The organism is Acidisphaera sp. S103, assembly GCF_009765975.1.
In the GTDB taxonomy this organism is placed as follows: domain Bacteria; phylum Pseudomonadota; class Alphaproteobacteria; order Acetobacterales; family Acetobacteraceae; genus Rhodopila.
In genome coordinates, this window is the sequence record NZ_LMUJ01000048.1 from 282,656 (window position 1) to 308,035 (window position 25,380).

The 25,380-nt window shown below is 64.8% G+C and carries 23 protein-coding genes; 12 read left to right on the top strand and 11 right to left on the bottom strand.

The window, feature by feature from the left end:
• Positions 1-1,677 (bottom strand): SNF2-related protein (locus tag GSQ89_RS13800; protein ID WP_158926012.1); only part of this gene is annotated, 1,677 nt, incomplete at its 3' end.
• 77 nt (positions 1,678-1,754) lie between these two features.
• Here GSQ89_RS13800 and GSQ89_RS13805 point away from each other — a divergent pair.
• Positions 1,755-2,552 carry an SDR family NAD(P)-dependent oxidoreductase gene (locus GSQ89_RS13805; RefSeq protein ID WP_158926014.1) on the top strand — a complete coding sequence of 266 codons (798 nt, stop codon included), beginning with the start codon at positions 1,755-1,757 and terminating at the stop codon, positions 2,550-2,552.
• The gene (locus GSQ89_RS13810; RefSeq protein WP_158926016.1) at positions 2,549-3,322 is read left to right on the top strand and encodes an enoyl-CoA hydratase; all 774 of its coding nucleotides are present in this window, start codon (positions 2,549-2,551) and stop codon (positions 3,320-3,322) included. Before GSQ89_RS13805 ends, GSQ89_RS13810 begins: the two co-directional genes overlap by 4 nt.
• Here the strand turns inward: GSQ89_RS13810 and GSQ89_RS13815 are convergent.
• On the bottom strand, positions 3,319-3,753 hold the full coding sequence (locus GSQ89_RS13815) for a Zn-ribbon domain-containing OB-fold protein (RefSeq protein ID WP_158926018.1): 435 nt from the start codon (positions 3,751-3,753) through the stop codon (positions 3,319-3,321). The genes GSQ89_RS13810 and GSQ89_RS13815 overlap by 4 nt on opposite strands.
• On the bottom strand, positions 3,753-4,934 hold the full coding sequence (locus GSQ89_RS13820) for a thiolase C-terminal domain-containing protein (RefSeq protein WP_158926020.1): 1,182 nt from the start codon (positions 4,932-4,934) through the stop codon (positions 3,753-3,755). Before GSQ89_RS13820 ends, GSQ89_RS13815 begins: the two co-directional genes overlap by 1 nt.
• Before the next feature lie 175 nt (positions 4,935-5,109).
• Between GSQ89_RS13820 and GSQ89_RS13825 the strand changes: the two genes are divergently transcribed.
• Together GSQ89_RS13825 and GSQ89_RS13830 are read left to right on the top strand one after the other, a co-directional pair.
• Complete coding sequence (locus GSQ89_RS13825) at positions 5,110-6,369, top strand: cytochrome P450 (protein ID WP_158926028.1); 1,260 nt, start codon at positions 5,110-5,112, stop codon at positions 6,367-6,369.
• An 18-nt stretch (positions 6,370-6,387) separates the two neighbouring features.
• On the top strand, positions 6,388-7,902 hold the full coding sequence (locus tag GSQ89_RS13830; protein ID WP_158926030.1) for a long-chain fatty acid--CoA ligase: 1,515 nt from the start codon (positions 6,388-6,390) through the stop codon (positions 7,900-7,902).
• 150 nt (positions 7,903-8,052) lie between these two features.
• Here the strand turns inward: GSQ89_RS13830 and GSQ89_RS13835 are convergent, their stop codons facing one another.
• The 4 genes from GSQ89_RS13835 to GSQ89_RS13850 form a co-directional block, all read right to left on the bottom strand.
• On the bottom strand, positions 8,053-8,379 hold the full coding sequence (locus GSQ89_RS13835) for a hypothetical protein (protein WP_216856155.1): 327 nt from the start codon (positions 8,377-8,379) through the stop codon (positions 8,053-8,055).
• Between the two features lie 169 nt (positions 8,380-8,548).
• Positions 8,549-9,799 (bottom strand): MFS transporter, encoded by a 1,251-nt coding sequence (locus GSQ89_RS13840; protein ID WP_158926034.1) that lies wholly within the window; start codon positions 9,797-9,799, stop codon positions 8,549-8,551.
• Positions 9,800-9,839: 40 nt separating this feature from the next.
• On the bottom strand, positions 9,840-10,853 hold the full coding sequence (locus GSQ89_RS13845; RefSeq protein ID WP_158926036.1) for an amino acid ABC transporter substrate-binding protein: 1,014 nt from the start codon (positions 10,851-10,853) through the stop codon (positions 9,840-9,842).
• Positions 10,854-10,986: 133 nt separating this feature from the next.
• Positions 10,987-12,741, bottom strand: a complete 1,755-nt coding sequence (locus GSQ89_RS13850; protein WP_158926038.1) for an FAD-dependent oxidoreductase — start codon at positions 12,739-12,741, stop codon at positions 10,987-10,989.
• A gap of 340 nt (positions 12,742-13,081) precedes the next feature.
• Here GSQ89_RS13850 and GSQ89_RS13855 point away from each other — a divergent pair, with 340 nt between their 5' ends.
• From GSQ89_RS13855 to GSQ89_RS13865, 3 genes are read left to right on the top strand one after another with little or no spacing between them, the layout of a single operon-like run.
• Complete coding sequence (locus tag GSQ89_RS13855) at positions 13,082-13,792, top strand: ABC transporter ATP-binding protein (RefSeq protein ID WP_158926040.1); 711 nt, start codon at positions 13,082-13,084, stop codon at positions 13,790-13,792.
• Between the two features lie 9 nt (positions 13,793-13,801).
• Complete coding sequence (locus tag GSQ89_RS13860; RefSeq protein WP_158926043.1) at positions 13,802-14,674, top strand: branched-chain amino acid ABC transporter permease; 873 nt, start codon at positions 13,802-13,804, stop codon at positions 14,672-14,674.
• A 5-nt stretch (positions 14,675-14,679) separates the two neighbouring features.
• Positions 14,680-15,768, top strand: coding sequence for a branched-chain amino acid ABC transporter permease (locus GSQ89_RS13865; RefSeq protein ID WP_158926045.1), 1,089 nt, complete (start codon positions 14,680-14,682; stop codon positions 15,766-15,768).
• A 46-nt stretch (positions 15,769-15,814) separates the two neighbouring features.
• On the opposite strand, the gene GSQ89_RS13870 is transcribed toward GSQ89_RS13865, so the two are convergent.
• Positions 15,815-16,993, bottom strand: a complete 1,179-nt coding sequence (locus GSQ89_RS13870; RefSeq protein WP_158926048.1) for an alanine--glyoxylate aminotransferase family protein — start codon at positions 16,991-16,993, stop codon at positions 15,815-15,817.
• Between the two features lie 160 nt (positions 16,994-17,153).
• Between GSQ89_RS13870 and GSQ89_RS13875 the strand changes: the two genes are divergently transcribed.
• Positions 17,154-17,663, top strand: coding sequence for a glycine cleavage system protein R (locus GSQ89_RS13875; RefSeq protein WP_158926050.1), 510 nt, complete (start codon positions 17,154-17,156; stop codon positions 17,661-17,663).
• A gap of 61 nt (positions 17,664-17,724) precedes the next feature.
• Here GSQ89_RS13875 and GSQ89_RS13880 read toward each other — a convergent pair whose 3' ends face one another.
• A complete protein-coding gene (locus tag GSQ89_RS13880; RefSeq protein ID WP_158926052.1) occupies positions 17,725-18,693 on the bottom strand; it encodes a fatty acid desaturase in 969 nt (322 codons plus the stop codon).
• Between the two features lie 123 nt (positions 18,694-18,816).
• Positions 18,817-19,455, bottom strand: coding sequence for a glutathione S-transferase family protein (locus tag GSQ89_RS13885; protein WP_158926054.1), 639 nt, complete (start codon positions 19,453-19,455; stop codon positions 18,817-18,819).
• A 93-nt stretch (positions 19,456-19,548) separates the two neighbouring features.
• Here GSQ89_RS13885 and GSQ89_RS13890 point away from each other — a divergent pair, with 93 nt between their 5' ends.
• On the top strand, positions 19,549-20,046 hold the full coding sequence (locus GSQ89_RS13890) for a disulfide bond formation protein B (protein ID WP_158926057.1): 498 nt from the start codon (positions 19,549-19,551) through the stop codon (positions 20,044-20,046).
• Positions 20,043-20,582, top strand: a complete 540-nt coding sequence (locus GSQ89_RS13895) for a demethoxyubiquinone hydroxylase family protein (protein ID WP_254073198.1) — start codon at positions 20,043-20,045, stop codon at positions 20,580-20,582. The genes GSQ89_RS13890 and GSQ89_RS13895 overlap by 4 nt, the downstream gene beginning before the upstream one ends.
• Before the next feature lie 660 nt (positions 20,583-21,242).
• Here the strand turns inward: GSQ89_RS13895 and ilvD are convergent.
• Positions 21,243-23,099: a dihydroxy-acid dehydratase gene (ilvD, locus tag GSQ89_RS13900; RefSeq protein ID WP_158926059.1), complete on the bottom strand. Its 1,857-nt coding sequence runs from the start codon at positions 23,097-23,099 to the stop codon at positions 21,243-21,245.
• Between the two features lie 165 nt (positions 23,100-23,264).
• Between ilvD and dcd the strand changes: the two genes are divergently transcribed.
• Together dcd and GSQ89_RS13910 are read left to right on the top strand one after the other, a co-directional pair.
• Positions 23,265-23,819 (top strand): dCTP deaminase, encoded by a 555-nt coding sequence (gene dcd, locus GSQ89_RS13905; RefSeq protein ID WP_158926062.1) that lies wholly within the window; start codon positions 23,265-23,267, stop codon positions 23,817-23,819.
• Between the two features lie 69 nt (positions 23,820-23,888).
• The coding region (locus GSQ89_RS13910) for a thiamine pyrophosphate-binding protein (protein ID WP_158926064.1) at positions 23,889-25,380 on the top strand (1,492 nt) is incomplete at its 3' end.

Here is a 25,380-nt window from a genome sequence, read left to right on the forward strand (position 1 = left end):
GTTGCGTTGTTCCAGGCGGTTCGGGTTGTAGGGCAGATCGAGATGGATCAGGTGGCAACAGCGCTGGTGCAGGTTGAGTCCCTCTGCCAGCGAGTCGGTGCTGACCAGGACGATGCCGTCCGCTTCGGCGAAGCGTTCCGCGATACGGGATCGTTCGGATTCCGGGTCGGTGCCGCTGATGGCGAGGATCGTGGTGCCGATTGCGGCCAAGGCCTCAATGGCGGCTTGCTGGCTGTCGGCGTATTCTGTGTAGACGATCACGTTGGCGCTTGGATGATTCAGGCGAATCAGCCGAATTTCCAGCACCAGGGCAGACAGTTTGGGATCGTGCGGCGCGGCGGCCTGGCCGAGGCGGATCAACGTCTGCAGATCGGCCAAGGTCGCTTCGCCGGTCAGCGACGCGGCCATTTCCTCGGCTTCCAGTTCGGCGATGTCTTCTTCATCGGCCGTGGCCAACACACCGAAGCGGGCCATCCGGCGGCGATAGGCGCGCAAGGCACGCTGGCGTTCCCGCAGCGGTTCGGTGCCGTAGCGATCGGCCACCACGCGCAAGGTCGCGACGCAGGCAGCGATGGTGGACATCGACCGTTTCAGAAGGCTGACGAAGGCCAGTGCGTCGGTCAGGCCGGTGCGGTCACGCGATCGTTGCAATCTGGGCGCTACCAGGGCGGATAATGCCTTGTGGAAGACGCCGACGGATTCGGCATCGGTCACATCCACCCGGACCGGCATGACAATGCGGTCTCGGAAGAGTGGTGCGCCGGATGCCAAACGAATATGCGATTTCATGCGGCGAACGATATGGCGGCGATAGGCCGTCCCGACCAACCGCCCCGCCCCATCCACCAGGCTGGGGTCGAGCAATGCCATCAGCGACGCGAAATGCGGATCGTGGCCATCGTGCGGCGTTGCCGTCAGCAACAACAGGCCGTCGGATTTGACTGATAGAACCTCGGCCAGGCGGCGGCGTTGGTTTTCCTCGCCGACGCAGTGATGTGCCTCATCGATGATGACGAGGTCCCAGGACACGCGTTCCAATTCCGCCAGCACGCGGTCCGACTTGGCGAAGTCCATCGAGGTGAGGCATAGCGCGGTCGCATCGAACGGATTTCCGCCCAGCTCCAGGCCCTTTCGCGCACGGCGCAGATCCGTGGCGTCGGCGATGGCGGTGAAGCGCAGGCCGAAGCGGATGCGCATTTCCTGCTGCCATTGCCGCAGCAAGGGACCGGGTGGGCAGACGATCAGGATGCGGTGGGCGCGCCGGCGCACCAGCAGCTCGGCGGCGATCAGCCCGGCCTGGATGGTTTTCCCAAGGCCGACGCCGTCCGCCAGCAGTAGCCTCGGCCGGACCATGTCCAGTGCGCGTAGAAGGGGGACGCGTTGGTAGGGTTCGATGGCGATGCGGCCGGGTGGCGCGGGGGTGCCGGGGATGCGTTCCAGCAAACGAGCAATGTGATAGCGGCGCCAATCGTCCAGCGGCCCGGCTTCCTCCGGCCGCGGGTCGCTTTGCACGATGGACAGCGCTTCGGCCGGGTGCAGGACGTCCCACTCCAGGCCGGACAAGTCTCCGCTAGTGCATGCCAATCGCACGCGTTGCTGAGAACCCAGCGGTTCGACCTCCGTGACATCCCATTCCAGGCCGCGGGCGGCGACCTTGATCCCAACCGATAGTTCCATGCAGGCTGCCCATCGAAACGCGGGCACGGAACCACGAAGAGATTGCCAAACCCTTAACGCCGCGTGGGAGGATGCAAATGACCGCAGTGACGGACCGTTTCGCTGGCAAGGTCGCGGTGGTGACCGGGGCCGCGTCCGGCATCGGGCTGGCCATCGCCAGGCGATTGCTGGCCGAAGGTGCGAAGGTTGTCGGGTCGGACCTGCATGGCATCGAGGACCTGGGAAGCGGATTCGTGGGGATCGAGGCCGACGTGACCAAGGAAGCCGCCGCCGAGGCACTGGTCGGCACGGCCGTCGACCGGTTTGGCGCCGTCCACGCCGCATTCAACGTCGCCGGCGGATCGCGGGCTGGCTACATCGTCGATCTGGCGGAATCGGACTGGGATTTTACCGTCGATCTGTGCCTGAAGGGCGTGTTCCTCGGCATGAAGCACCAAGCCAGGCAGATGATGCGGCAGGGGACCGGCAGCATCGTCAACATCGCCTCGCTGAACGCGCATGTGCCGATGCATGCGGGATCGGCGTATGTGGCGGCGAAGGCGGGCGTGGAGATGCTGTCGCGCAACGGGGCCTTGGAATTCGCGGAGTTTGGCATCCGGGTGAATGCCATATTGCCTGGGTTGGTACAGACCAATCTGACCCGGCGCCACTTCGACAATCCGGATGCGCTGGCGGCGTTTGAACAGCGTATCCCGATGGGACGACCGGCTCAGCCGACGGAGATCGCGGCGCCGGCGCTGTACCTCGCCAGCGACGACGCGAGCTACGTCAACGGGGCCAGCCTGCTGGTCGATGGTGCCTGGGCGGTCAGCGGTTATCCGGATATGAGGCCTTTCCGCGGCCCGATCGGCTGGAACCAGAGGACACAAGCATGACCGACGTACTTGTCCGGCGCCATGGCGGCGTCGCCACGATCTCGATCAACAACGCGGCGCGCTTGAACTGCCTGGGTCATGCGCAGGTCACGGCGTTCATCGATGCGGTCACGGTGCTGGCGGACGATCCGGACCTGCGGGTGCTGGTCGTGACCGGTGAGGGCGACCGCGCGTTCATGGGGGGTGCGAACCTGCATGAATTGGGCGAGCTGAACCCCGCCCGAGCGCGGGATTTCCTGACGCTGATCCATCGGATGTGCAAGGTGCTGCGGGACCTTCCGGTGCCGGTCATCGCTCGTGTGAACGGCTTCTGCCTGGGCGCGGGGCTGGAGGTGATGGCGGCCTGCGACATGCACATCGCCAGCGACAACGCGGTGTTCGGCATGCCGGAGGTGAAAATCGGTCTGCCGTCGGTGGTCGAGGCCGCCTTGCTGCCGCAACTGATCGGCTGGGGGCGGACGAAGCTGTTGCTCTACACCGGCGACAACATCGATGCGCCGACCGCACTGGCGTGGGGTTTGGTCGAGAAGGTTGTTCCCGCAGCGGAATTGGATGCAGCGCTGGGCCGGTGGGTGGACTCGATCGTCGAGTCCGGACCAAAGGCGATCCGGTTACAAAAGGAACTAATCCGCGAATGGGAGGCGATGCCCGTCAACGACGCAGTCGAAGCGGGCATTCGTTGCATGTACCGAGCGTACCAGTCGGAGGAGCCGACTCGGATGGTTGGCGAAGCGATTGGGCGACTGAAGGCTCGGAAGCTCGATCGCTAAATCAGCCGCCAATGCACCAGTGTGAAGGGTGGCGCAGCGGAGTCGTGATGCTCGAACACGGCTTCGACCGAGCCGCCAATCGGCACGTCCTGCTTGGGATCGCCCAGCAGGTTGCCCACCATTCGTACGTTGCCGGCGGCGGGTAGTTCGACCAGTGCGGCGATGTAGGGGCCGTGCCCGTTCAGGGCCGGATGCACCGGGTGCCAGATGCGCTGATAGCTGTAGATCACGCCTCGGCCTTCGACTTCCCGCCAATCGAGATCGAAACTGTTGCAACGATGGCAGATCCATTCCGGACCCCATTGCCAATGGCTGCAACCGCGACAGAACTGGATGAGCAGTTTCTCGCGACGGGTGCCTTCCCAATAGGGCGTGGACAAGCCATCGGCGCCGGCGGACGGGGCAGGCAGGCCCTCGGGTAGATACGACATCAGAGCGTGGCCTCCGAACCCAGGATCAAGGAACTGACCGGCGTGACCATCGGGCCGCCGATGACAATGACGGCATCGTTCTTCGATGCCTGGTTGACCGAAACGCCCCTGATCTGGCGCACCGCCTCATTCACCAGTTCCAGTCCGTGCATGTAGCACTCGGCGAGGTTTCCGCCGCTGGTGTTCAGCGGCATCTTGCCGGTGGGGGCGATCAGATTCTCCAGCCGCAGCAGGTCGTTGGCTTCCTCGGGGGCGCAGAAGCCGTGCTCCACCAGACTCATCAGCACGCCGCCGGTGAAGTTTTCGTAGCACTGCACGACGTCGATGTCCTTTGGCCCCAGTTTGGCCATCGCGTAGAGGTTGGGTGCGACGGTGGCGAAATGAGAACTCGGGTAGTTCGGTCCGTTGTGGATCGGCGCGGCGCAGCGATGGTCGGACCCGCCGGCTGCGCTGAGAAGATAGCTGGGCTTGTGCGGCAGGTCCTTGGCGCGATCGGCCGGCATGATGATGACCGCGGCTGCGCCATCGTTCTCCAGGCAACAATCGAACAGATGAAACGGTTCGACGATCCAGCGGGAGGCATCGTATTTCGCCTCGTCAAGCGGACGTCCATGCATGACGGCGCGCGGATTGTTCTGGGCATGGTGGTAGGATGCGAGTGAAATCGCGCGCAATGCTTCCTGCTTCACGCCGTGGTCGTGCATGAAGCGGACGACCTTCATGACGAATTTCTGCGCCGGCGACATCACGCCATAAGGGATGGTGAACGCATCGTCGCCGGAGGCCAGCGGCGCCCCGGTGCCTCGACCAAACCGAGCGAACTGGCCTTGCGCGAGGGCTCGGAATGCCACGACGCAGTTGGCCATGCCCGTGGTCACGGCCGCAGCCGCGTTGCCCACCGCGGCCGCGACCCCGCCGCCGCCGCCGCCCCATTGCATGTTGGAGAAGCGCAATTCCTTGGTGCCAAGCGCGGCGGCCAACCGCGAGGGATCGTTGCGGTCGTTGGAGTAGGACGCGAACCCGTCGATATCCTTAGGATCGATACCGGCGTCCTTCGCCGCCGCCAGGATGGCGCGCAGTGCCAGTTTGAACTCGCTGTCGGGGGATTGGCCGTACTTGTAGTAGGGCGTCTCACCGATCCCGGCGATGACGGCTTGGCCGCGTAAGGTCCGTTCTGCCATTTTGGTACGTCTCCTGCCGTCAGTCTGCACTGGCTTTGGCGATAATACCAGACCGTAGCTTTCCGTACTAAGGTTGTTCCACCCTTCGCCAAAATCCGTGCTATCGTGCGGATAAGCGGATCCGGCCCGGAAGAACGCGGACCGCCCAACATGACTGCCACCAGGGAGGCAGACGATGGACGCACCGGTTGGGTTCGACCCGCGGGAAGACGCCTATGCGACGCCGATAGACCGCATCGACGTCAGTAATCCGCATTTATATCAAGATGATACGTGGCGCCCCTATTTCGAGCGCCTGCGCCGGGAAGACCCGGTGCACTGGTGTGAAAGCGGCATGTACGGCGCGTTCTGGTCGGTTACCCGCTATCGCGACATCATGGCGGTGGACACCAACCAGCACGCGTTTTCGTCCGACGCGATGATGGGTGGCATCGTGCTGCGCGACGTGCCGATGGATTTTCGCCGGCCCAGTTTCATCTCGATGGACCCGCCGAAGCACGATGAGCAGCGCAAGATCGTGGCGCCGATCGTCGCGCCGATGAACCTCGCCAACCTATCCGGCACCATCCGGGAACGGGTCGGCCGCATCCTGGACGGCTTGCCGCGGGGCGAGACGTTCGATTGGGTGGAGCGGGTGTCGATCGAACTGACCACCCAGATGCTGGCGACGTTGTTCGACTTCCCGTTCGAGGAACGGACGAAGCTGACGTATTGGTCCAATGTCGCCACGGTAAACACGCGGGCCGGGACTGAGATCGATTCGGAAGAAAAGCGGAATGAGGTGTTGGACGGGGCGGTCACCTACTTCACCGACCTCTGGAACCAGCGGGCGAAGCAGGCGCCACAGCCGGACCTGATCTCGATGCTGGCGCATGGCGAGGCGACGCGCGACCTGCCGTCTCGCCCGCACGAATTCATGGGCAATTTGCTGCTGCTGATCGTCGGCGGCAACGACACGACGCGGAACTCGATTTCCGGCGGCCTGCTGGCGTTGAATCAGTTCCCCGAACAATACCGCAAGCTGCGGGAAAATCCGGCCCTGGTGACCAGCATGGTGCCGGAGATCATCCGCTGGCAGACACCAGTGATCCACATGCGGCGTACCGCGCTGGCGGACACCGAACTCGCGGGCAAAGCGATCCGCCGCGGCGACAAGGTGGCGATGTGGTATTTGTCCGGCAATCGCGATGACGACGCGATCGAGCGGGCCGACGATTTCATCATCGACCGAGTTCGGCCTCGGCAACATCTGTCGTTTGGGTTCGGCATCCATCGTTGCGTTGGCAACCGTCTTGCGGAAATGCAACTGACGATCCTGTGGGAGGAAATCTTGAAGCGGGATCTACCGCTGATCGAAGTCGTCGGTGAACCGACACGCGGATACTCCAACCTGCTGCGGTCGATCGTTTCATTGCCAGTGAGGATTCCGGCCTGACGCGACGGGAGGCTGACGATGTCCATTCCGTACTACGACTGCATTGCCCACCACGCCTTGCGCCGGCCGGATTCTCTGGCCGCGGTCGATCTGGCGACCGGGCGGCGGCACAGCTATGCGACGTTCGACGACCGGATTTCCCGGCTCGCCGGGTGGCTCCGGTCGCACGCCGGTATCCAACTGAACGACCGGGTCGCGGTGCTGGCGCCGAACACCACCGACACGTTCGAGGTGCAATTCGCCTGCGGCCGCATCGGCGCGATTTTCGTGCCGCTGAACTGGCGGCTGGCGAATCCGGAGTTGCGGGCGATCCTGGCCGACTGCATGCCGGCGATGCTGGTCTATGATCCGGAATACACTGATCGGGCGCAGGAACTGGCCGTTGCCTGCGGCATCGGGCGGCTGTGTCCGTTTGGGCCAGCGTTCGAACGGATCACTCAAGATGAGCCGCATCTGACAGAGACGGTCGCGGCGACGCTGGATGACATCTCGACCATTCTTTACACATCCGGCACGACAGGACTGCCGAAGGGCGCGATCATCACGCACGGAATGAACTTCTGGAACACTGTGCACAGCATGGCGATGGCAGGCGTTTCCCGATCCGCCGTGTTCCTGGGGTTGCTGCCGCTGTTCCATACGGGTGGGCTGAATGTATTTTCCTACCCGGTGTTCCAGTGCGGCGGTTCGGTGCTGATCATGCGCGCCTTCGATCCGGGGGAAGCGCTGCGGCTGATCGGCGATCCCGGCGTCGGGGTGACCCATATGTTCGGCGTGCCGGCGAACTATCAGTTCATGGGGCAGCACCCTCGATTCCTGGAAACTGATGTCAGCCGGTTGGTGTTCGCCGGTGTCGGCGGTGCTCCGACGCCGGACACGATCCTGGAGACCTGGCAGCATCGAGGGGCGGTGTTGCAGCAGGGCTACGGCATGACGGAGACGAGCCCGCTGGTCCTTGTGCTGGACCGCGAAGATGCGGTTCGCAAGGCGGGTTCAGCCGGCAAGCCGGCGCTGAACATGGAGATGCGGGTTGTCGGCGACGACGGCACCGATGTCCCCGCGGGTTCGGTTGGCGAATTGTGGGTGAAAGGTCCGAACATCACCAAGGGGTATTGGAAACAGCCGGAAGTCACCGCTGCGTCCTTCACCGATGGCTGGCTGCATACTGGCGATGCCGCCCTGATCGACGATGAAGGCTATTACTTCATCGTCGATCGGTGGAAAGACATGTACATCTCGGGCGGTGAGAACGTGTACCCGGCGGAGGTCGAAAACGTTCTGTATGAACACGATGCGATCGCCGAGGCGGCAATCATCGGTGTGTCAGACATGCGTTGGGGCCAGGTGGGACGTGCGGTCGTTGTGGTGAAGCCGGGGCTGACACTGACCGAGGACGAGATCGTGGCGCACTGCGCCGCCAACCTCGCTCGGTACAAACTGCCGCACTCAGTGGTGTTCACCGACGCGCTACCGCGCAACGCGACTGGGAAAGTCCACAAGCCGACGCTGCGGAAGCAATTCGGGGACGTCTAAAAGGCGGCCCGCGCCATCGTCAGACGGCGCGGATTCGGTCGATCACGTTAGAGCGTTTTCACCCTGACTGTGCAGGGAGAAAACGCTCTAGCGCTTTGTTTGATCGCATGATTCACGCGCTCTGGACGTTCCGCCCAGCGCGATCATGCTCTAGTAGCCGGGGTAGTAGCCCGGAGGCGGTGCGTAATAAACCGGGGGCGGCGCGTAATAGGCCGGCGGCGGGGCGTAGTAGACAGGCGGCGGGGCATAGGCCTGGGAAGCGATCACGCCACCGACTACGGCCGCTGCGCCGAGGCCAAGCAAGGCCCCTCCGACACCGGGACCACCATGCCAGCCGCCGTGGTAACCACCATGGTAACCACCATGGTAACCGCCGCCGCCGCCGTGCCAGCCGCCACCACCATGGCCGCCATGCCAGGCCGCGTCTGCCGCCATTGGCGCCGCCATCAGCCCCGCCGCGAGCGGAGCCGCAATCATAAGGGCCTTCCAGCGAAGCATCGGCTTTACTCCTTCAAGCTGTTCCATCAGCATCGTATGTGGGCATCAAGAGTGACCGGATTGAGGCAAGCACATGCCTCTTTGATGATATTTTTTTGCTGTTTGTTGTGGTTCTTGGCTCACGTTCTTTTTATCCCGCCGCGACAGGTCAGCGTGCGTTGGCCTCGGCGTCCAGGGGCCACAGTGCCGCGCGCCAGCGGGCGGCGATCGCCCCTGTCATGAGCAACCCTACCACGCAATAGCCCGTCGCAGTAGCCGCGAAGCCAAACCGCTCGATCAGGCCACCCGCGGCGAGCAGTCCCAGTGGCAGGCCATAGATCGCCAGCATGCGAACCCCCATGACCCGCCCGCGAAACCGCGCACCGGCGCCGTGCAGCAACATCACGGCCATTGGCACCATGGACAGGCTCTGCGCGAAGCCTGCGAGGACCAGGGTGAGGCGCCCGCCGGTGATGCCGGGCACGTGGATGAAGGCCAGCAGCATCACGTACCAGACAATGGCGTAGATGATCATCATGCGGGCCGGGCGGATCGACCGTCCGGCGAAACCGATGGCGATCGAACCCGTCAGGGCGCCGACGGCAAAGCTGGCGACCAAGGAGCCGAGGCCGGTCTGATCGACGTGATAGATCTCGCGCGCCACGTAGGGCAGCAATCCCAGGGTCAGCGGAAACGCCGTCATGTTGACCAGGAAGGCCAGCCACATCGCCGCCAGCGACGCGGGCGTGTCCCAGACATAGGCCATACCCTCGCGCAGATCGCGCCAGAACGACAGGCGCGCCATGGCGTCGGATGGACGCGGCGCGCCGACGCCCAGGGTCAGGCTGAAACCGGTGGCGTAGAACGCGGTGATCACGATGTAGGCCGGCGCCATGCCGAACAGGGCGAACAGGGCGGCGCCGGCGAGGGAGCCGACGACACGGGCGGAATCGGAGGTCGTCCGAGCCACCCCCATCGCTGCCATCAGCCGGTCGCCGGGCATCGTCTCCGCCACCAGAGCATTGCGCATCGCCAGGTCCGAGGGCCGGATCAATCCGGCGATGGTGGCGATCATCATAACCACCGCAGGCGTCAGGATGGCCAGCGCCGCCAGCGTGGTCATCAGCGCGGCCAGCGACGCGTAGACCACGCGCATCGTGCACAGCACATTGCGATGCCCCAGCCGGTCCCCGGCGAGGCCAAATATAGGTGCGATCAGCGTGCCGACATATTGCAGCGAGCCGTACACGGTTAGCAGCAGCACCGATCCGGTCGTGGTCAGGATGTACCAGCCTAGGATCAGGTTCTCCATCTCAAAGCCCCAGGAGGTCAGCAGATCGGCTGGGAACTGGAACCGGAAACTGCGCATGCCGAACGGGGCGAGAACTTCGGATCGGCTGTTGCGGACTGGGTGGTTCATCGAAGCGGGTTTGCCGCGTGGCTTCCGGTGGCCGATCGCCTTAGCGGAACGGGATGGGGTACATCAGGCCGCCATTGGTCCACAGCGCGTTCGATCCGCGATCCAGTTTCAAGCTGCTGCCCTTGCCGACATTACGCTCATAGGATTCGCTGTAGTTGCCCACCTGCTTGATGATGTTCAGCGCGAATGCGTTGTCCAATCCCAACTGCTTGCCGAAGTCTCCGGACTTGCCCAGCAGGCGCTGCACGGTTGGGTTGGTGCTGTCGGCCAACATCTGGTCGGCATTGGTGGAGGTGACGCCCTGTTCCTCGGCTTCCAGCATCGCCATCATCGACCAGCGGACCACGTCCAGCCACTGATCGTCGCCTTTGCGGACCATGGGACCCAGCGGCTCCTTGCTGATCCGGTCCGGCAGGATGACGAAGTCGTCGGGGTTCGGCACGCCGGCACCGCGGATGGACGCGAGGTTGGAACTGTCGGAGGACGCGGCGTCGCACCGGTTGGACAGCATGGTCTTGATCAACACGTCGGTGGTGTCGAGCAGCACGATGTTGAACTGAATATTATGCTGCTTCATCCAGTCCGCGAGGTTCAGTTCGTGGGTGGAGCCTTGCAGCATGCAGATGGTGCCGCCGGCCAGGTCCTTCAGGCTGGATACCTTGGCGGTCTTGGACACCAGGAAGCCCTGGCCGTCATAGAAGTTCACCATCACCATGCGCAGGCCGATGGTCACGTCGCGCAGGAAGGTCAGGGTGGTGTTGCGGGAGAGGATGTCGACCTCACCCGATTGGAGCGCGGCGAACCGATTGGTGCCGGTGGTGGGAATATAGCGAACCTTCCCGGAATCCCCGAACACCGCGGCGGCGACCGCTCGGCAGACGTCGACGTCGAGACCGCGCCAGATGCCCTTGCTGTCGGGCATGGAGAAACCGCCCAGGCCGACATTGACGCCGCAGGCGACGAAACCTTTCTGGCGGACGGAGTCGAGGGTTGCGGCATGGGCGGCGGTCGCGGCCATGAGGATGGCGGCGGCCAGAATCAGCCTTTTCAGCATGGCGTGCGTTTCCCCGGTTCGTTAGCGGAACGCATGTTCGCTGATTGGGGGGAAGAAACCAAGGGTTGGGTTTGGGGGCGTGTGGGCGTGAAGGTTTTCATGGCACGGTACCGTTTCTCAATCCGTCTGTCCCTTACCCCAACACCGCATGGTGTCCGGCGATATAGCCTTGGCACGTCGCCCGGGCCAGGCCGTGCTCACTGAAACCGCCCGCCGACTCGCCGCCACAGTATAAGCCAGGGATGACCTGACCGTTCATGTCCATCACTTGGCAGTTCGCGTTGATGCGCAAGCCGAAGCGGGTGTCGTGGATCACGGGGGTTGCCCATGCGGCGTGGAAGGGCGGGGTGGCGATTTTGTAGAGCGGTTTGGGTTTGCCGAAGTCGTCGTCCGTGCCTGATTCGACGAATGTGTTATAGCGGGCGACGGTTGCTTCGAGGGTCTGGGGTGGCATTGGCACCCGCTGATGCGTCATTACGACCTTCCGGGCCAGATCGGCCAGGGTGTCGGCGGTGAAGAAGAATCCACCGGCGCTGTCCACGTGCGGCGGCGTCGTTACCCACTTTTCCCGGGTTACCGCGTCGGCATCGAACACGGCCCAGATCGGACCGCCACCGTTATGGCCGTCACCGATTCCAGCCATCGCGGCGTTGAGCCAGTTGTTCGGCTTCCAGGCGATATCCCGGGCATTTCGGTAATCCCCCGCCGTATAGGGGTTAATCGAACCGTAATCATTCGTGGTGAAGGCGGGTCCTGTTTCGTCATAGAACCGTTTCCCGATCATGTTGACGGTAATGACATTCTGCCAGTCATGAACAGGAAGTCCGATCGCTCGGGCGCGGTCGAATACGGGGCTGCCGGGCATCCAGTGGAGGTTGCGATAGCCGTATTGGTTGCCGATGGTACCAGGTTTCGTTACTTTGTAGCCGAAGTCGCCGGTCTGGTTGTACATCCCCCACAATGACGCGCCGATCGCCATCGCCGCGATTTCACCGCTGGCGTCCTGATCGGACCACGGCATGCCGGCGAGGCCGCAATATTCCTCGGTCAGGCGTGGATCGGCCATGCGGCGGAAGTTTACGTTTCCGGTCGACCCGCCGGTTGCGATGACCACTGCCTTGCGGGCACCAACGGTCAGCCGGGCACCATTGTTGTCCACCGTGACGCCGATCACCCGCCCGGTGTCCTGGCGGTGCAACGATACCATCCGGTGCCGCTCCAGGATCATCACGCCGGCCTCCCGCGCTGCGGCTTCCAGCGGGCGCATCAGACCGTTGCCGGAGGACAAGGTCGCCTGTACGGCGGGGTCGGCCGGCTGGCCGGTCTGCACCATCGGCCAGTTCATGACGGCGGCGTGCATCTCCCGCGGCACCGAATTGCCCACCGCGTTGCCGCCGGCGGCGTCGGGCGCCTTGTCGACGAAGATCACGCCGTGGGCAACGAGCCATTCGTAGGTGGCGGCACTGTGGTCGGCGAAGGCTCGGATGATCTCGCGATCGTTATAGCGGTAGTCGGGAAAGCCGTTGGGCTCGACCACGGACCAGTCGGTCAGGTCGCGGAACAGCAGGTCGGGCGAGTCCTTGATATCGTGTTTCTTTTGCGCGCTGGTGCCGCCGCCCAGCGGGACGTTGCCGCCGCTGGTGATGGCGTGGCCGCCGATATGCGGCTGTGCTTCCAGCACGATGACCGAGGCACCGGCCTCCCGCGCGGCGATCGCGGCGGTGATCCCCATGGCGCCGGCGCCGACGACGACGACGTCGGCTTCCCGATTCCATTTCATCCGGGATGCGGCGGCGGCGTTCGCGTCCGGCGTGGCCAGCGTGCCCGCGGCAACGCCGGCGGCCGTGGCGTTCAAGAAAAAGCCGCGACGCGAAACTGGGTCGGTCATTTTCAGGCCCTGTCGAAACATTGCCGCGATTTAACGGGTCCGCCGGCATCTTGGCCACCCCGGTGGCACAGGGTCTTCGGCGACGGAAACGCGGCGATGGACAGTCAGGACCCTGGCTTTCTCGCCCCCAAACCAATCGCCCCGTCGCGCGGTATACCAATTGACTCGGCGAGCCCGGTTCGTCAGTTTCCGTTCGTCTGGGAAACACCAAATAACGAAGGGAAGGGAGGCGTATGGCAGGTTGCGGCCGCATGGGTCTATCGCGCGCAGCATGTGGCTACATGACGTGCCCAACGGATGATGACGCGCGTAGACACACGGTAACGCGCGGGATATCCGCGTGACCAACCTGCTTGAGGCCAAGGGCCTCCACGCCGCATATGGCGAAACCAGGGTCCTCCACGGCATCGATTTCGCGATTCGCCAGGGTGGCGTGACCGCGCTGCTGGGCGCGAATGGCGCCGGTAAGACCACGACGCTGCGGGCGATCTGCGGCCTGATCCGGACCCGGGGCGAGATGACCCTCGATGGCAAGCGCATCGACGGCATGGCGACCGAGGACATCGTCCGGTTGGGTGTCGCCCATGTGCCCGAGGGACGCGGCACGTTCATGGAACTGACGGTGGAGGAGAACATGCGGCTGGGCGCCTATACGCGCCCGGCCAGGGAGGCGACCGACGATTTCGAGCACATGTTCGACTACTTTCCCCGGCTGAAGGAGCGTTACAAGCAGCAGGCCGGCACCCTGTCCGGCGGCGAGCAGCAGATGCTGGCGATCGTGCGCGCGCTGCTGCTGCGGCCCCGGCTGCTGCTGCTGGATGAGCCGTCCTTCGGCCTTGCCCCGCTGATCGTGCAGGAGATTTTCCGGATCCTGGGGCGGATCAAGGAGGACGCCGGCGTCAGCATCCTGCTGGTGGAGCAGAACGCCGCCATCGCGCTGGAATTCGCCGAGGATGCCTATGTGCTGGAAACCGGGCGGATCGTGATGGCAGGTTCGTCCGCCGACATCAGCAAGGACGAGGGCATCCGCCGCTCGTACCTCGGGTATTAGGGGGGCACGATGCTCGCAGGTGTACTCCATCAGATCATGTCGGGCCTCGCCACGGGGGGCATCTACGCGTCGGTCGCGTTGGCGCTGGTGATGATCTACCAATCCACCCATCACGTGAACTTCGCGCAGGGCGAGATGGCGACCTTCTCAACCTATGTCGCGCTGATGTTCATCAACGCCGGTTTCTCCTACTGGGAGGCGCTCGTCATGGCGGTGGTGCTGTCGTTTATCGTTGGCGTGGCGATCGAACGGGTGCTGATGCGGCCGCTGGCGAACGCGCCGGTGCTGGCATCGGTGGGGGTGTTCATCGGGCTGCTGCTGGTCGTCAATGCCATGAGCGGCTGGTTCTTCGACTACACGATCAAGCAGTTTCCCTCACCGTTTCCGGATCACCCCATGCTGGGCGGGTATCTGTCGGGCCATGAACTGGGCTCCACCGGCGTCACCCTGCTGGTTCTGCTCAGTGTCTACCTGTTCTTCCGGCATACACGGCTGGGTCTGGCAATGCGCGCGGCGGCCCACAATGCGACCTCGTCGCGGCTGGTCGGCATCCGGGTGGGTTGGATGCTCGCACTGGGCTGGGGCCTGGCAGCGGCGATCGGCGCGGTGGCCGGCTGCATGGTAGCGCCGATCGTTTTCCTCGATCCCAACATGATGGGCGGCATCCTGCTCTACGCCTTCGCCGGTGCATTGCTGGGCGGGATCGACAGTCCGCTGGGTTCGGTGCTGGGTGGCTTCGCGGTGGGGGTGATCGAGAACCTCGGCGGTGCCTATCTGGTCGGCACCGAACTGAAGCTGACGATGGCGCTGGTGATCATCGTGGGCGTGCTGTTGATCAAGCCGACCGGCCTGATGGGCCGGCGCGTGTACAGCCGGGTGTGACGACCATGCGAACGTTCTGGATCACCGCGCTTCTGGTACTGCTGGGGACCATCTGGCCGCTTGCCGGATTCAGCAATTACCACCTGTTCCAGCTTACGCTCGTTGTGGTCTATGCCATCGCCATCCTGGGACAGGCGCTGCTGACCGGGTTCAACGGGCAGATTTCGCTGGGGCACGGTGCGTTTTATGCGATCGGCGCCTATACGACGGCGATCCTGATGAGCACCTGGAACGTGCCGTATTGGGCGACATTGCCGATCTCGGCCGTGGTCTGCGCGATCGTCGGGTTTCTGGTCGGCCTGCCGGCACTGCGGCTGGAGGGGCTTTACCTTGCTCTGACCACGTTCGCCCTGGCGGTCGCGGTGCCGCAGGTCCTGAAATACAAGCTGTTCGAGGACTGGACCGGCGGCGTGCAGGGGCTGGTGATCGACAAGCCGGAGGCACCATTCGGCCTGCCGCTATCACCGGATCAATGGCTGTATCTGTTCACGGTGGGGATCGCCGTGGTCCTGTACATCATCGCCTGGAACATCGTGCGCGGCCGGGTGGGACGAGCGATGATGGCGATCCGCGACCATGCGATGGCGGCCGAGGCAATGGGCATCAATCTGCCGATGGTGAAGACCAGCACTTTCGCCCTTAGTGCGATGTACACCGGTTTGGCCGGATCGTTGGGCGCGATCGCGGTGCAGTTCGTGGCGCCGGACAGCTTTGGCGTGTTCGTCTCGATCTTCCTGTTCGTCGGGCTGGTGGTCGGCGGGGTCGCGTCGATCGGCGGCACGCTGATCGGGGCTGCGTTCATCGAATTCGTGCCGAACCTGTCGGATCTGGTGTCCAAGGCGGCGCCGGGCGCGGTCTATGGCGTGATCCTGATCGCCGTGATGTTCCTGATGCCGGCCGGGGCCGGGGGATTCCTGTATTCGATGGGACGGAAGCTGTCGCGGTCCCGGTCGGCGCAGACCGATACATCGGAGCAGGCCGAGGAAACCGCAGCCGTGTCACACGACCCCATGTCGGGGATGATGAGCATGCCGGCCAGTGCCGCGTTCGTGGAACGCCCGGTGACGTCGGAAAGCACCGGCCAGAACGACTGAAGGCTCGAATGGCGGGCCGCCCGCGTATCGGGGCGGCCCTGAGGCGTCAGCCGTTGGCGGTCGCCAGATAGTTCATCGCCGCCTGGACGCCGCCTTCCTTGTGCGGGATGCCGGCCGCGCGCAGGCCCATCTCGACGCCGGTCAGCGTCCCGGTAAAGGACAGCACACCCAGGTCGCCCATGTGACCGATGCGGAAGACGCGATCCTCGACGCGGCCCAGACCGTTGCCGAGGCTCATGTTGAACTTTTCGAGGATGACATTGCGCAGGTTGTCGGCGCTGTGGCCGTCCGGCGTGCGGATGGCGGTCACCCCGGGCGCATAGGCGGCCGGGTCGGCGCATTGCAGTTCCAGCCCCCAGGCGACGGCGGCCAGGCGGGTCGCCTGGGCATACCGGTTGTGGCGGGCGAACACAGTGGGCAGGCCTTCCTCGGCCAGCATGTCCAGCGCCTCATTCAGCGCGAACAGCAGGTTGATCGCGGGGGTGTAGGGGAAGAAGCCGGTCTTGTTGGAGGCGACCAACGGCTCCCAGTCCCAGTAGCTGCGGCGTTGACCGCCGGCGCGGGCGACGGCAAGCGCCTTGTCGCTGATGGCGGTGAAGGACAGGCCGGGGGGGACCATCAGGCCTTTCTGGGAGCCGGCGATGGTCACGTCCACATCCCATTCGTCGTGCCGGTAGTCGGCGCAGCCCAGCGAAGAAATCGCATCGACCATCAGCAACGCGGGATGTTTGGCTCGGTTCATCGCCTGGCGGACCGCGGCGATGTCGGTCATGCAGCTTGTCGACGTCTCGCTATGGACGGCACAGACGGCCTTGATCTTGTGCTCGCGGTCCTGTTCGAGGACCTGACCGATGGCGACCGGGTCGGCACCGCGGCGCCAGTCGGTCTCCAGGCTGACGACATCGACGCCGAGGCGCGTCGCCATCTGCTCCCACAGATGGGAGAACTGGCCGGTGCGGCTGATCAGGATGCGATCGCCGGGCACCAGGGCATTGGTCAGTGCCGATTCCCAGGCGCCGGTGCCGGAGGCGGGGAAGATCCCGACGATCGCCATCTTGGTCTGGAACACGGTGCGCAGTTTGGCGACGAGTTCGCGGCCGAGGGCGCCGAATTCCGGACCTCGGTGGTTGATCGCGTTGCGATCCATGGCGCGCAGCACCCGGTCGGGCAGATTGGTCGGCCCGGGGGTTTGCAGGAAATGACGGCCGGAAACAAAGTTCGACATAGGGAAGCTATCCTCCAAGGCGCGCGTCAAACCATGATGCGTCACGGTTTGCAACATCGTTCGCGTATGGGAGGAATGCGCCCTATCGCATCGAGGCGACGGCGGACTGGCCGGCCGGGACGGCAGGCGGTATGCCGGACCGTCATTTGGAGGAGCGGCCATGGCATCCCTGATCCTGACTGTCGTCGGCCCGGATCGTCCGGGTCTGGTGCGTGCGCTGTCCGAGGCGGTCGCGGCATGCGGTGGCAGTTGGCTGGAAAGCCGTATGGCCAGGCTGGCCGGCCAGTTTGCCGGGATCGTGCTGGTGGAGGCTCCGGAGTCGCTGCCGGACGACCTGCGGGCGCTGGAGAACCAGGGATTGCGGATCCTGGTTCAGGGCGGATTGGCCGAACCGGTGGCTGCTCCCGCGGAGCCCCGGCTGATGCTGGAGGTCGTGGGGAACGACCGTCCGGGGATCGTGCGGGATGTCACGCGGGTTCTGGCGGAGAGTGGCGTGAACATCGAGGAACTGACGACCGGTGTGGCCAGCGCGTCGTTCAGCGGCGAGACGTTGTTTCGGGCGACGGCTTTGGTGCGGGCGCCGAACGTGGCGGCGACGGAGACGATGCGGACGGGGTTGGAGCGGCTGGGGAATGAGCTGATGGTGGATATTCAGCCGGCGGCGGGGTGATTGGCGGGGTATCAAACCTGAAGCCGCCGATCTTTGCTAACGGCAATGGACTCGCCTTGAGCTACGGCTTCGGTCGCTTCCCCACCAACCTTGCGATTGCCCGCCGATCCGGCTTGCAGACGTCCCAGGCCAGCCCCACTGCCTGCAACCCGCACACGAAACCGAAGATCAGATCGATTTCCCACCAGCGATGGCCATGCCGAGCCGAACGCGCGTCGGCGTGGTGGTTGTTGTGCCAGCCCTCGCCGCTGGTCAGAATCGCAACGAACCAGTTGTTGCGGCTCCGCTCGCCGGTCTCGTAGTTGCGATAACCCCAAAGATGCGCCAGCGAGTTGACCGACCAGGTGATATGCCAGACCAGGACGATCCGCACGAACACGCCCCAGATCAGCAGACCGGTACCGAACCGGGCTGCCGTTTCGACGCCATGCCCGGTCAGGAGACTCGCGGCAAAGCCGCCCAGGAAGAACACCGCCCAGGACGCCACGACGATGATCGGATACAGCAACGTCCGTTCCAGCCGGCGGTAGAACGGATCGCGCAGGATATCCTTCGCGTAACGTTCGTAGATACCGAGCCGGACCAGATCGCGGTTCTCCACCAGCATCCAGCCGACATGGCCCCATAGAAATCCCGCCAGCGGACTGTGCGGATCGTCCTGCCGGTCGGAATGTTCGTGATGCCGCCGATGCACCGCGACCCAGCGCGCCGGTGTGTCCTGCATGGAGCATACGCCCAGGATCGCGAAGCCATGCTCCAGCCATTTCGGGCAAACCAGGCCGCGATGCGTCAACAGCCGATGAAAACACAGATTGATGCCGAGGCCGCCGAACACATAGATGCCGGCGATGGCCAGCCCGACTCCGGTCCAACTGAAGAACCACGGCAGCACGGCCAGCAGCGCGATCAGATGGTACACGCCGACGGTGACAGCATAGGACCAGACGATGCGGTGCCGGTCCACCGCCGCGGGTAACCGCAGGCGGATCGTCGCCGGCGGGATGCTGGCAGCGGAAGGCAGGATGGTCACACAGGGTCTTTCGAACGGTTACCGCTAGCTGGATAGACCCGATACCGAAATAACCCGGCGTGCTCGAGACCCCAATCAGTCAACCGGTCATCGCACGAAAGAGCGTGATGGTGCCAGCACTTCCTACGCGATAGGTGTCGCCATAACGTGCTTCTGATAGGCCGGACGCTGGCACAGACGATCATACCAGGTGCGCAGGGCCGGCAGCTCCGGGCGGGTCAGGCCCTGATAGTCCATGCCGAACCAGCGGTGCGCGTGGACACCCCAGGGGATGTCGCACAGGGTGAAATCGGCACCGGCGATGAAGTCGTGATGTTGCAACTTGGCATCGATCATGCGCCAGGCTCGGGCGGTCTCCTCGATGGAAGCGGCCACGGCGGTCAGGTCGCGCTTGTCGGGCGGCGTGCGCACCAGACCCCAGAACACGCCGCTCATGGGCCGGTTGAGCACCGTCTGCTGAGCGTCCATCCAATGGTCGATGGTGGCGCGCGTGTGCGCGTCGGTCGGCCAGGGTTTCGTGCCGGAGGCATGCGTCTGCCCGAGGTAACGCACGATCGCGTTGCTCTCCCACAGGGTGAAGTCGCCCTCCTGCAACGTCGGCACCAGTCCGGTGGGATTCATCGCGCGGTATTCTGGGGTGTCGGTCTTGCCGAAGGCGCCGCCGACATCGATCCGCTCGAACGGCAGCTCGAGTTCGCCCAGTGCCCACAGAACTTTCATCACGTTGCTGGACGTCGCTCGGCCCCAGACGATGCGGTGCATAATTTTTCTCTCTCGATGGCGTTTCATAGACTAACCGTGCTGACACGCAGCGGCAACTTGCATCCGGCGGGCACTCGGGGCACACGGAACGTCATGCGACGCCATGCACCTCGATCCCTCGCTGTCCTGGTCGCCCTGGGGGCCGCCGCGGCCCTGGGTGTCGCCTATGTGTCGGAGGAATGGGTCGGGCTGGTGCCATGCGCGCTGTGTCTGCTGGAGCGCTGGCCCTACCGGATCGTGATCGTGTTGGGTCTGCTGGCGGCGATCTCGCCGCGCGGGTTGTGCCGCGCGTTGCTGGTGCTGGCGGTGCTGTGCCTGCTGGGCGACGTGGCGATCGCGGCGGTGCATGTCGGGGTGGAGTTCAAATGGTGGCCCAGCCCGCTGCCGGAATGTGCCGCGCCGCATCTGAGTGGTGGGTCGATCGCCGACCGGCTGGCGTCGATGCCGTCACGGCCGTCGAAGCCGTGCGATGACCCGACGTTCCTGATCCCCGGTGTCCCGGTGTCGATGGCGGCGATGAACATGCTGTACGGGCTGGTGTTCTCGGCGGTGGTGGCTGGGTCACTGGCAATGAACAGGCACAGACGATGAGTATCGGTTTGCCGGGCGACCCGACGATGCGGGATGTCACCGAACGGATGATTCGGGTGGATCATGCCGGGGAATATGGTGCGGCGCGGATCTATGCCGGGCAGTTGGCGGTGCTGGGGCGTGGCGGGAAGGGTGACGTGCTGCGCCATATGCAGGCGCAGGAGCAGGAGCATCTGCGGACGTTCAACGCGATGGTGGCGGACCGGCGGGTGCGGCCGACGGCGCTGCTGCCGTTCTGGCACCTGGCCGGGTTCGCGCTGGGTGCGGTAACGGCGGCGCTGGGGGAGAAGGCGGCGATGGCCTGCACCGTCGCGGTTGAGGAGAGCATCGACGCGCATTATGCGGCTCAGTTGGAGACGTTGGGCGATGCAGAGCCGGAACTGCGGCGGACGGTAAAGACATTTCAGGCTGAAGAACTGGAGCATCGCGATATCGGGCTGGCGCATGGGGCGGAGCAGGCGCCGGGGTATCGGTTGTTGTCGCGCGTAATCAAGGCTGGGTGCCGGGCGGCGATCGCGATCAGCGAGCGGGTTTGACCGGGGCGCTCGGGGGGCGCTGCCCATCACGGAAGGGTGCCGGCGGTCCGCAGATGGCTGGGACACCTCCCATAGACCTCAAGATGGGGATGGTTGGGAGAAAGCTTTGGCTAGGCGCCACGCTCTCACCGTCTTGGCCGGGCCTGTCCCGGCCATCTTCGCACTGGCGGACGAAGCGTGGATTGCCGGGACACGCCCGGCTATGACGATGGGCCGCGGTCGGCCCGGCCATCTTCGCACTGGCGGACGAAGCGCGGATAGCCGGGACACGCCCGGCTATGACGATGGGCCGCGGTCGGCCCGGCCAAGCAATAAGATGGGGATGGCTGGGAGAAAGTTTTGGCTAGGCGCCACGCTCTCACCGTCTTGGCCGGGCCTGTCCCGGCCATCTTCGCACTGGCGGACGAAGCGCGGATAGCCGGGACACGCCCGGCTATGACGATGGGCCGCGGTGGGTCCGGCCAAGCAATAAGATGGGGATGGTTGGGAGAAAGCTTTGGCTAGGCGCCACGCTCTCACCGTCTTGGCCGGGCGTGTCCCGGCCATCTTCGCACTGGCGGACGGAGCGCGGATAGCCGGGACACGCCCGGCTATGACGATGGGCGGCGGTCGGTCCGGCCAGGCAATCTCCTCCCACCGCTCATCCTGGTGCTTGTGGGATTAACGGCGGCGCAGCGGCGGTACCTCCCGCACGGCGCCACGGGCGGCGCTGGTGGCCATTGCGGCGTAGGCCTTCAGGGCGGTGGAAACCTGGCGCTGGCGGGGTTCCGCTGGTTGCCAGGCGGCGTTGCCTTTTGCCTCCATAGCGGTCCGACGGCTGGCCAGGACGTCGTCCGGGACCGCCAGGGTCAGGGATCGGCCGGGGATGTCGATGACGATGGTGTCGCCATCCTCCACCAGGCCGATCAGGCCGCCCTCGGCGGCTTCCGGGGAGCAATGGCCGATCGACAGGCCCGACGAGCCGCCGGAGAAGCGGCCATCCGTTACCAGGGCGCACAGTTTTCCCAGGCCTTTCGACTTCAGATAGCTGGTTGGGTACAGCATCTCTTGCATACCCGGGCCGCCGCGGGGTCCCTCGTAGCGGACCAGCACGATGTCGCCGGGTTTCACGCCGCCACCCAGGATGCCGGAGACTGCCGCATCCTGGCTTTCGAAAACCCGAGCGGGGCCGGAGAAGGTGAGGATGGAGGAGTCGACGCCGGCGGTTTTGACGATGCAGCCTTCCTCGGCGAGGTTGCCGTAGAGAACCGCGAGGCCGCCATCGGCGGAGAAGGCGTGTGCCTTGTCGCGGATGACGCCTTTTTCCCGGTCGGTGTCGACCGCGTCCCAACGGGCGGACTGGCTGAACGCCTCGATGGTCGGGATGCCGCCGGGCGCGGCGCGGTAGAAGGTTTTTACGGATTCATCGACGGTGCGTTGCACGTCCCAGCGTTGCAGGGCCTCGGCGAGGCTTTCGGCGTGGACCGTGGGCACCGAAGAGTCGACCAGACCGGCACGATCCAGTTCGCCCAGGATCGCCATGACCCCGCCGGCGGCATGGACGTCTTCCACATGCACGTCGGGCACTGATGGTGCGACCTTGCACAGCACGGGGACGCGTCGAGACAGGCGGTCGATGTCGCGCATGGTGAACGGCACCTCGCCTTCATGCGCCGCCGCCAGCAAATGCAGCACGGTGTTGGTGGAACCGCCCATGGCGATATCCAGCGTCATTGCGTTCTCGAACGCGGCGAAGGTGGCGACGTTGCGGGGAAGAACCGAATAGTCGTCGGTTTCGTAGTGCCGCCGCGTGATCTCGACGATCTTCCGCCCCGCCTCCAGAAACAACTCACGCCGGTCGGCATGCGTGGCGACGACGGTGCCGTTCCCCGGCAACCCGAGGCCCAGCGCCTCCACCAGGCAGTTCATCGAATTGGCGGTGAACATGCCGGAGCAGGAGCCGCAGGTGGGGCAGGCGGACCGTTCGATGACGGCGACTTCTTCGTCGGTGTTGGCTTCGTCCGCGGCCGCGACCATCGCGTCGATCAGGTCGACCGACCGGGTTTTGCCCTTGTGCAGGACCTTGCCGGCCTCCATCGGGCCGCCGGAGACGAACACCACGGGGATGTTGAGGCGCATCGCGGCCATCAGCATGCCGGGGGTGATCTTGTCGCAGTTGGAGATGCAGACCATGGCGTCGGCGCAGTGCGCGTTGACCATGTATTCGACGCTGTCGGCGATCAGCTCGCGAGAGGGCAGGCTGTACAGCATGCCGTCGTGGCCCATGGCAATGCCGTCATCGACCGCGATGGTGTTGAATTCCTTGGCGATTCCGCCGGCTTTCTCGATTTCCCGGGCGACCAGTTGGCCGAGGTCCTTCAGGTGGACGTGGCCGGGGACGAACTGCGTGAAGCTGTTGGCGACGGCGATGATGGGCTTGCCGAAATCGCCGTCCTTCATGCCCGTCGCGCGCCACAGGCCGCGGGCGCCGGCCATGTTGCGGCCGTGGGTGGTGGTGCGGGAGCGATAGGCCGGCATGGGCGTGTGTCCTTGAACGTTTGGGGTGCGGGCACCCTTGGGTGGGGATGTCTAGCGCCGAGCTTGCGGTTAGGCCAGCCGTTCGGGCGCGGGGGTGGTTTGCGATCGGGCACGCTTCCGGGCTACAGGGGCAGGATCGCCCGTTGTCAGGAGTCCGTTGCCCCCATGCCCGTGCTGTCCGACCGCTGGATCCGCCAGATGGCGCAGGAACACGGCATGATCGAGCCGTTCGTCGAAGCCCAAAAGCGCGACGGAGTCATCAGCTACGGCCTGTCCAGCTATGGCTACGACGCGCGCATCGCCGACGAGTTCAAGATTTTCACCAATATTGACTCGGCGGTGGTCGATCCCAAGGCGTTTTCTCCGGCCAGCTTCGTCGATCGCAAGACCGATGTCTGCATCATCCCGCCGAACAGTTTCGCCCTGGGCCACACGGTCGAGTATTTCCGCATCCCGCGCGACGTGCTGGTGATCTGCCTGGGCAAGTCCACCTATGCGCGCTGCGGGATCATCGTGAACGTCACCCCGCTGGAGCCGGAATGGGAAGGCCAGGTGACGATCGAGATCAGCAACACCACGCCTCTGCCGGCGAAGATCCACGCCCATGAGGGGATCTGCCAGTTCCTTTTCCTGCAGGGTAACGAGCCTTGCGAGACCAGCTATGCCGACAAGGCGGGGAAATATATGGGGCAGCGGGGTACTGCGCTGCCCCGGATGTAATCACGGCGGACGGGCCGCCTTGCGAAACACGATGCCGGACTGAACCGGCGGAACGGAAGGAACACCAGAATGGCGCGGATGACCGGCGGTGAAGCCATCGTGGACGGCCTGTTGCGGCACGGCATCGATACCGTGTTCGGGCTGCCGGGGGTGCAGACCTATGGGTTATTCGATGCGTTCGCACGTGCATCGAACCGGATGCGGTTGATCAATGCGCGGCATGAGCAAGGGACGGCCTACATGGCATTAGGCTATGCCTGCGCCACCGGACGACCGGCGGCGTTTGCCGTGGTGCCCGGGCCGGGTGTGCTGAACACCACCGCCGCGCTGGCCACGGCCTGGGGCGTGAATGCGCCGGTGCTGTGCCTGACCGGGCAGGTTCCCGGCCCGATGATTGGGCGTGGCCGCGGGCAATTGCATGAACTGCCCGATCAGCTTGCGACATTGCGCAGCCTGTTGAAATGGGCCGAACGCATCGAACATCCCACTCAGGCGCCACTGCTGGTCGCTCGGGCGTTCCAGGAGATGCAGTCTGGCCGTCCGGGTCCGGTGGCGCTGGAGATGCCGCTGGATCAGTTTTCCGCCGCTGCCGAGGTGACCCCGCACGATCCGCTGCCACTGTTTCCGCCGCCGCCGGTCGATGCGGAGAAGATCGCGGCGCTGACCAAGCTGCTGAACGAGGCGAAGGCGCCGATGCTATGGGTTGGCGGCGGGGCGCTGCACGCCTCGGCCGAAATCCTGGCGCTGGCGGAGCGGCTGGGCGCGCCGGTGGTGGCGTTTCGGGGCGGAAAGGGCGTGGTCGATGATGACCATCGCCTGGGGCTGACGGTTGCGTCCGCCTATCGCCTGTGGCCGGAGACCGATCTGCTGGTCGGGTTCGGCACTCGGCTGGATGTGCCGTTGGGGCGCTGGGGCAAGCTGCCGGCGGGTCTGAAGGTGGCGCGTGTCGACATCGATCCGGCCGAGATGCGTCGGCTGAAGGTCGATCTGGGCATTGTCGCGGATTCGGCCACGACCGCTCGGTTGCTGGCCGACGCGGTCGCGCCGAACCCCGGGCGACCCGAGGCGATCGCGCGCGCCAAGGCGGAGGCGGCGGTGGCGATCGAGAAAGTGCAGCCGCAGATGTCGTATCTGACGGCGATCCGAGAGGCGCTGCCGCGGGATGGTATCTTATGTGATGAAATGACCCAGGTGGGTTACGTGTCGTGGTTCGGGTTTCCGTTCCACTCGCCGCGGACGCTGGTGACGTCTGGGTTTTCCGGCACGCTGGGGGCCGGGTTTCCGACGGCGCTGGGCGTCAAGGTGGCGTATCCGGACCGTGCGGTGGTCGCGGTGACCGGCGACGGCGGTTTCCTGTTCGGCGGGGCGGAACTGGCGACCGCGGTGCAGCATGGGATCAACCTGGTGACGGTGCTGTTCAACAACTCCGCCTATGGGAATGTGCTGCGTGACCAGCAGCGGCTGTTCGAGGGCCGGGACTCCGGCTCCAAACTGCACAATCCGGATTTTGCGACATACGCGAAAAGCTTTGGGGTGGCGTATTGGCGGGCGGCGGGAGCTG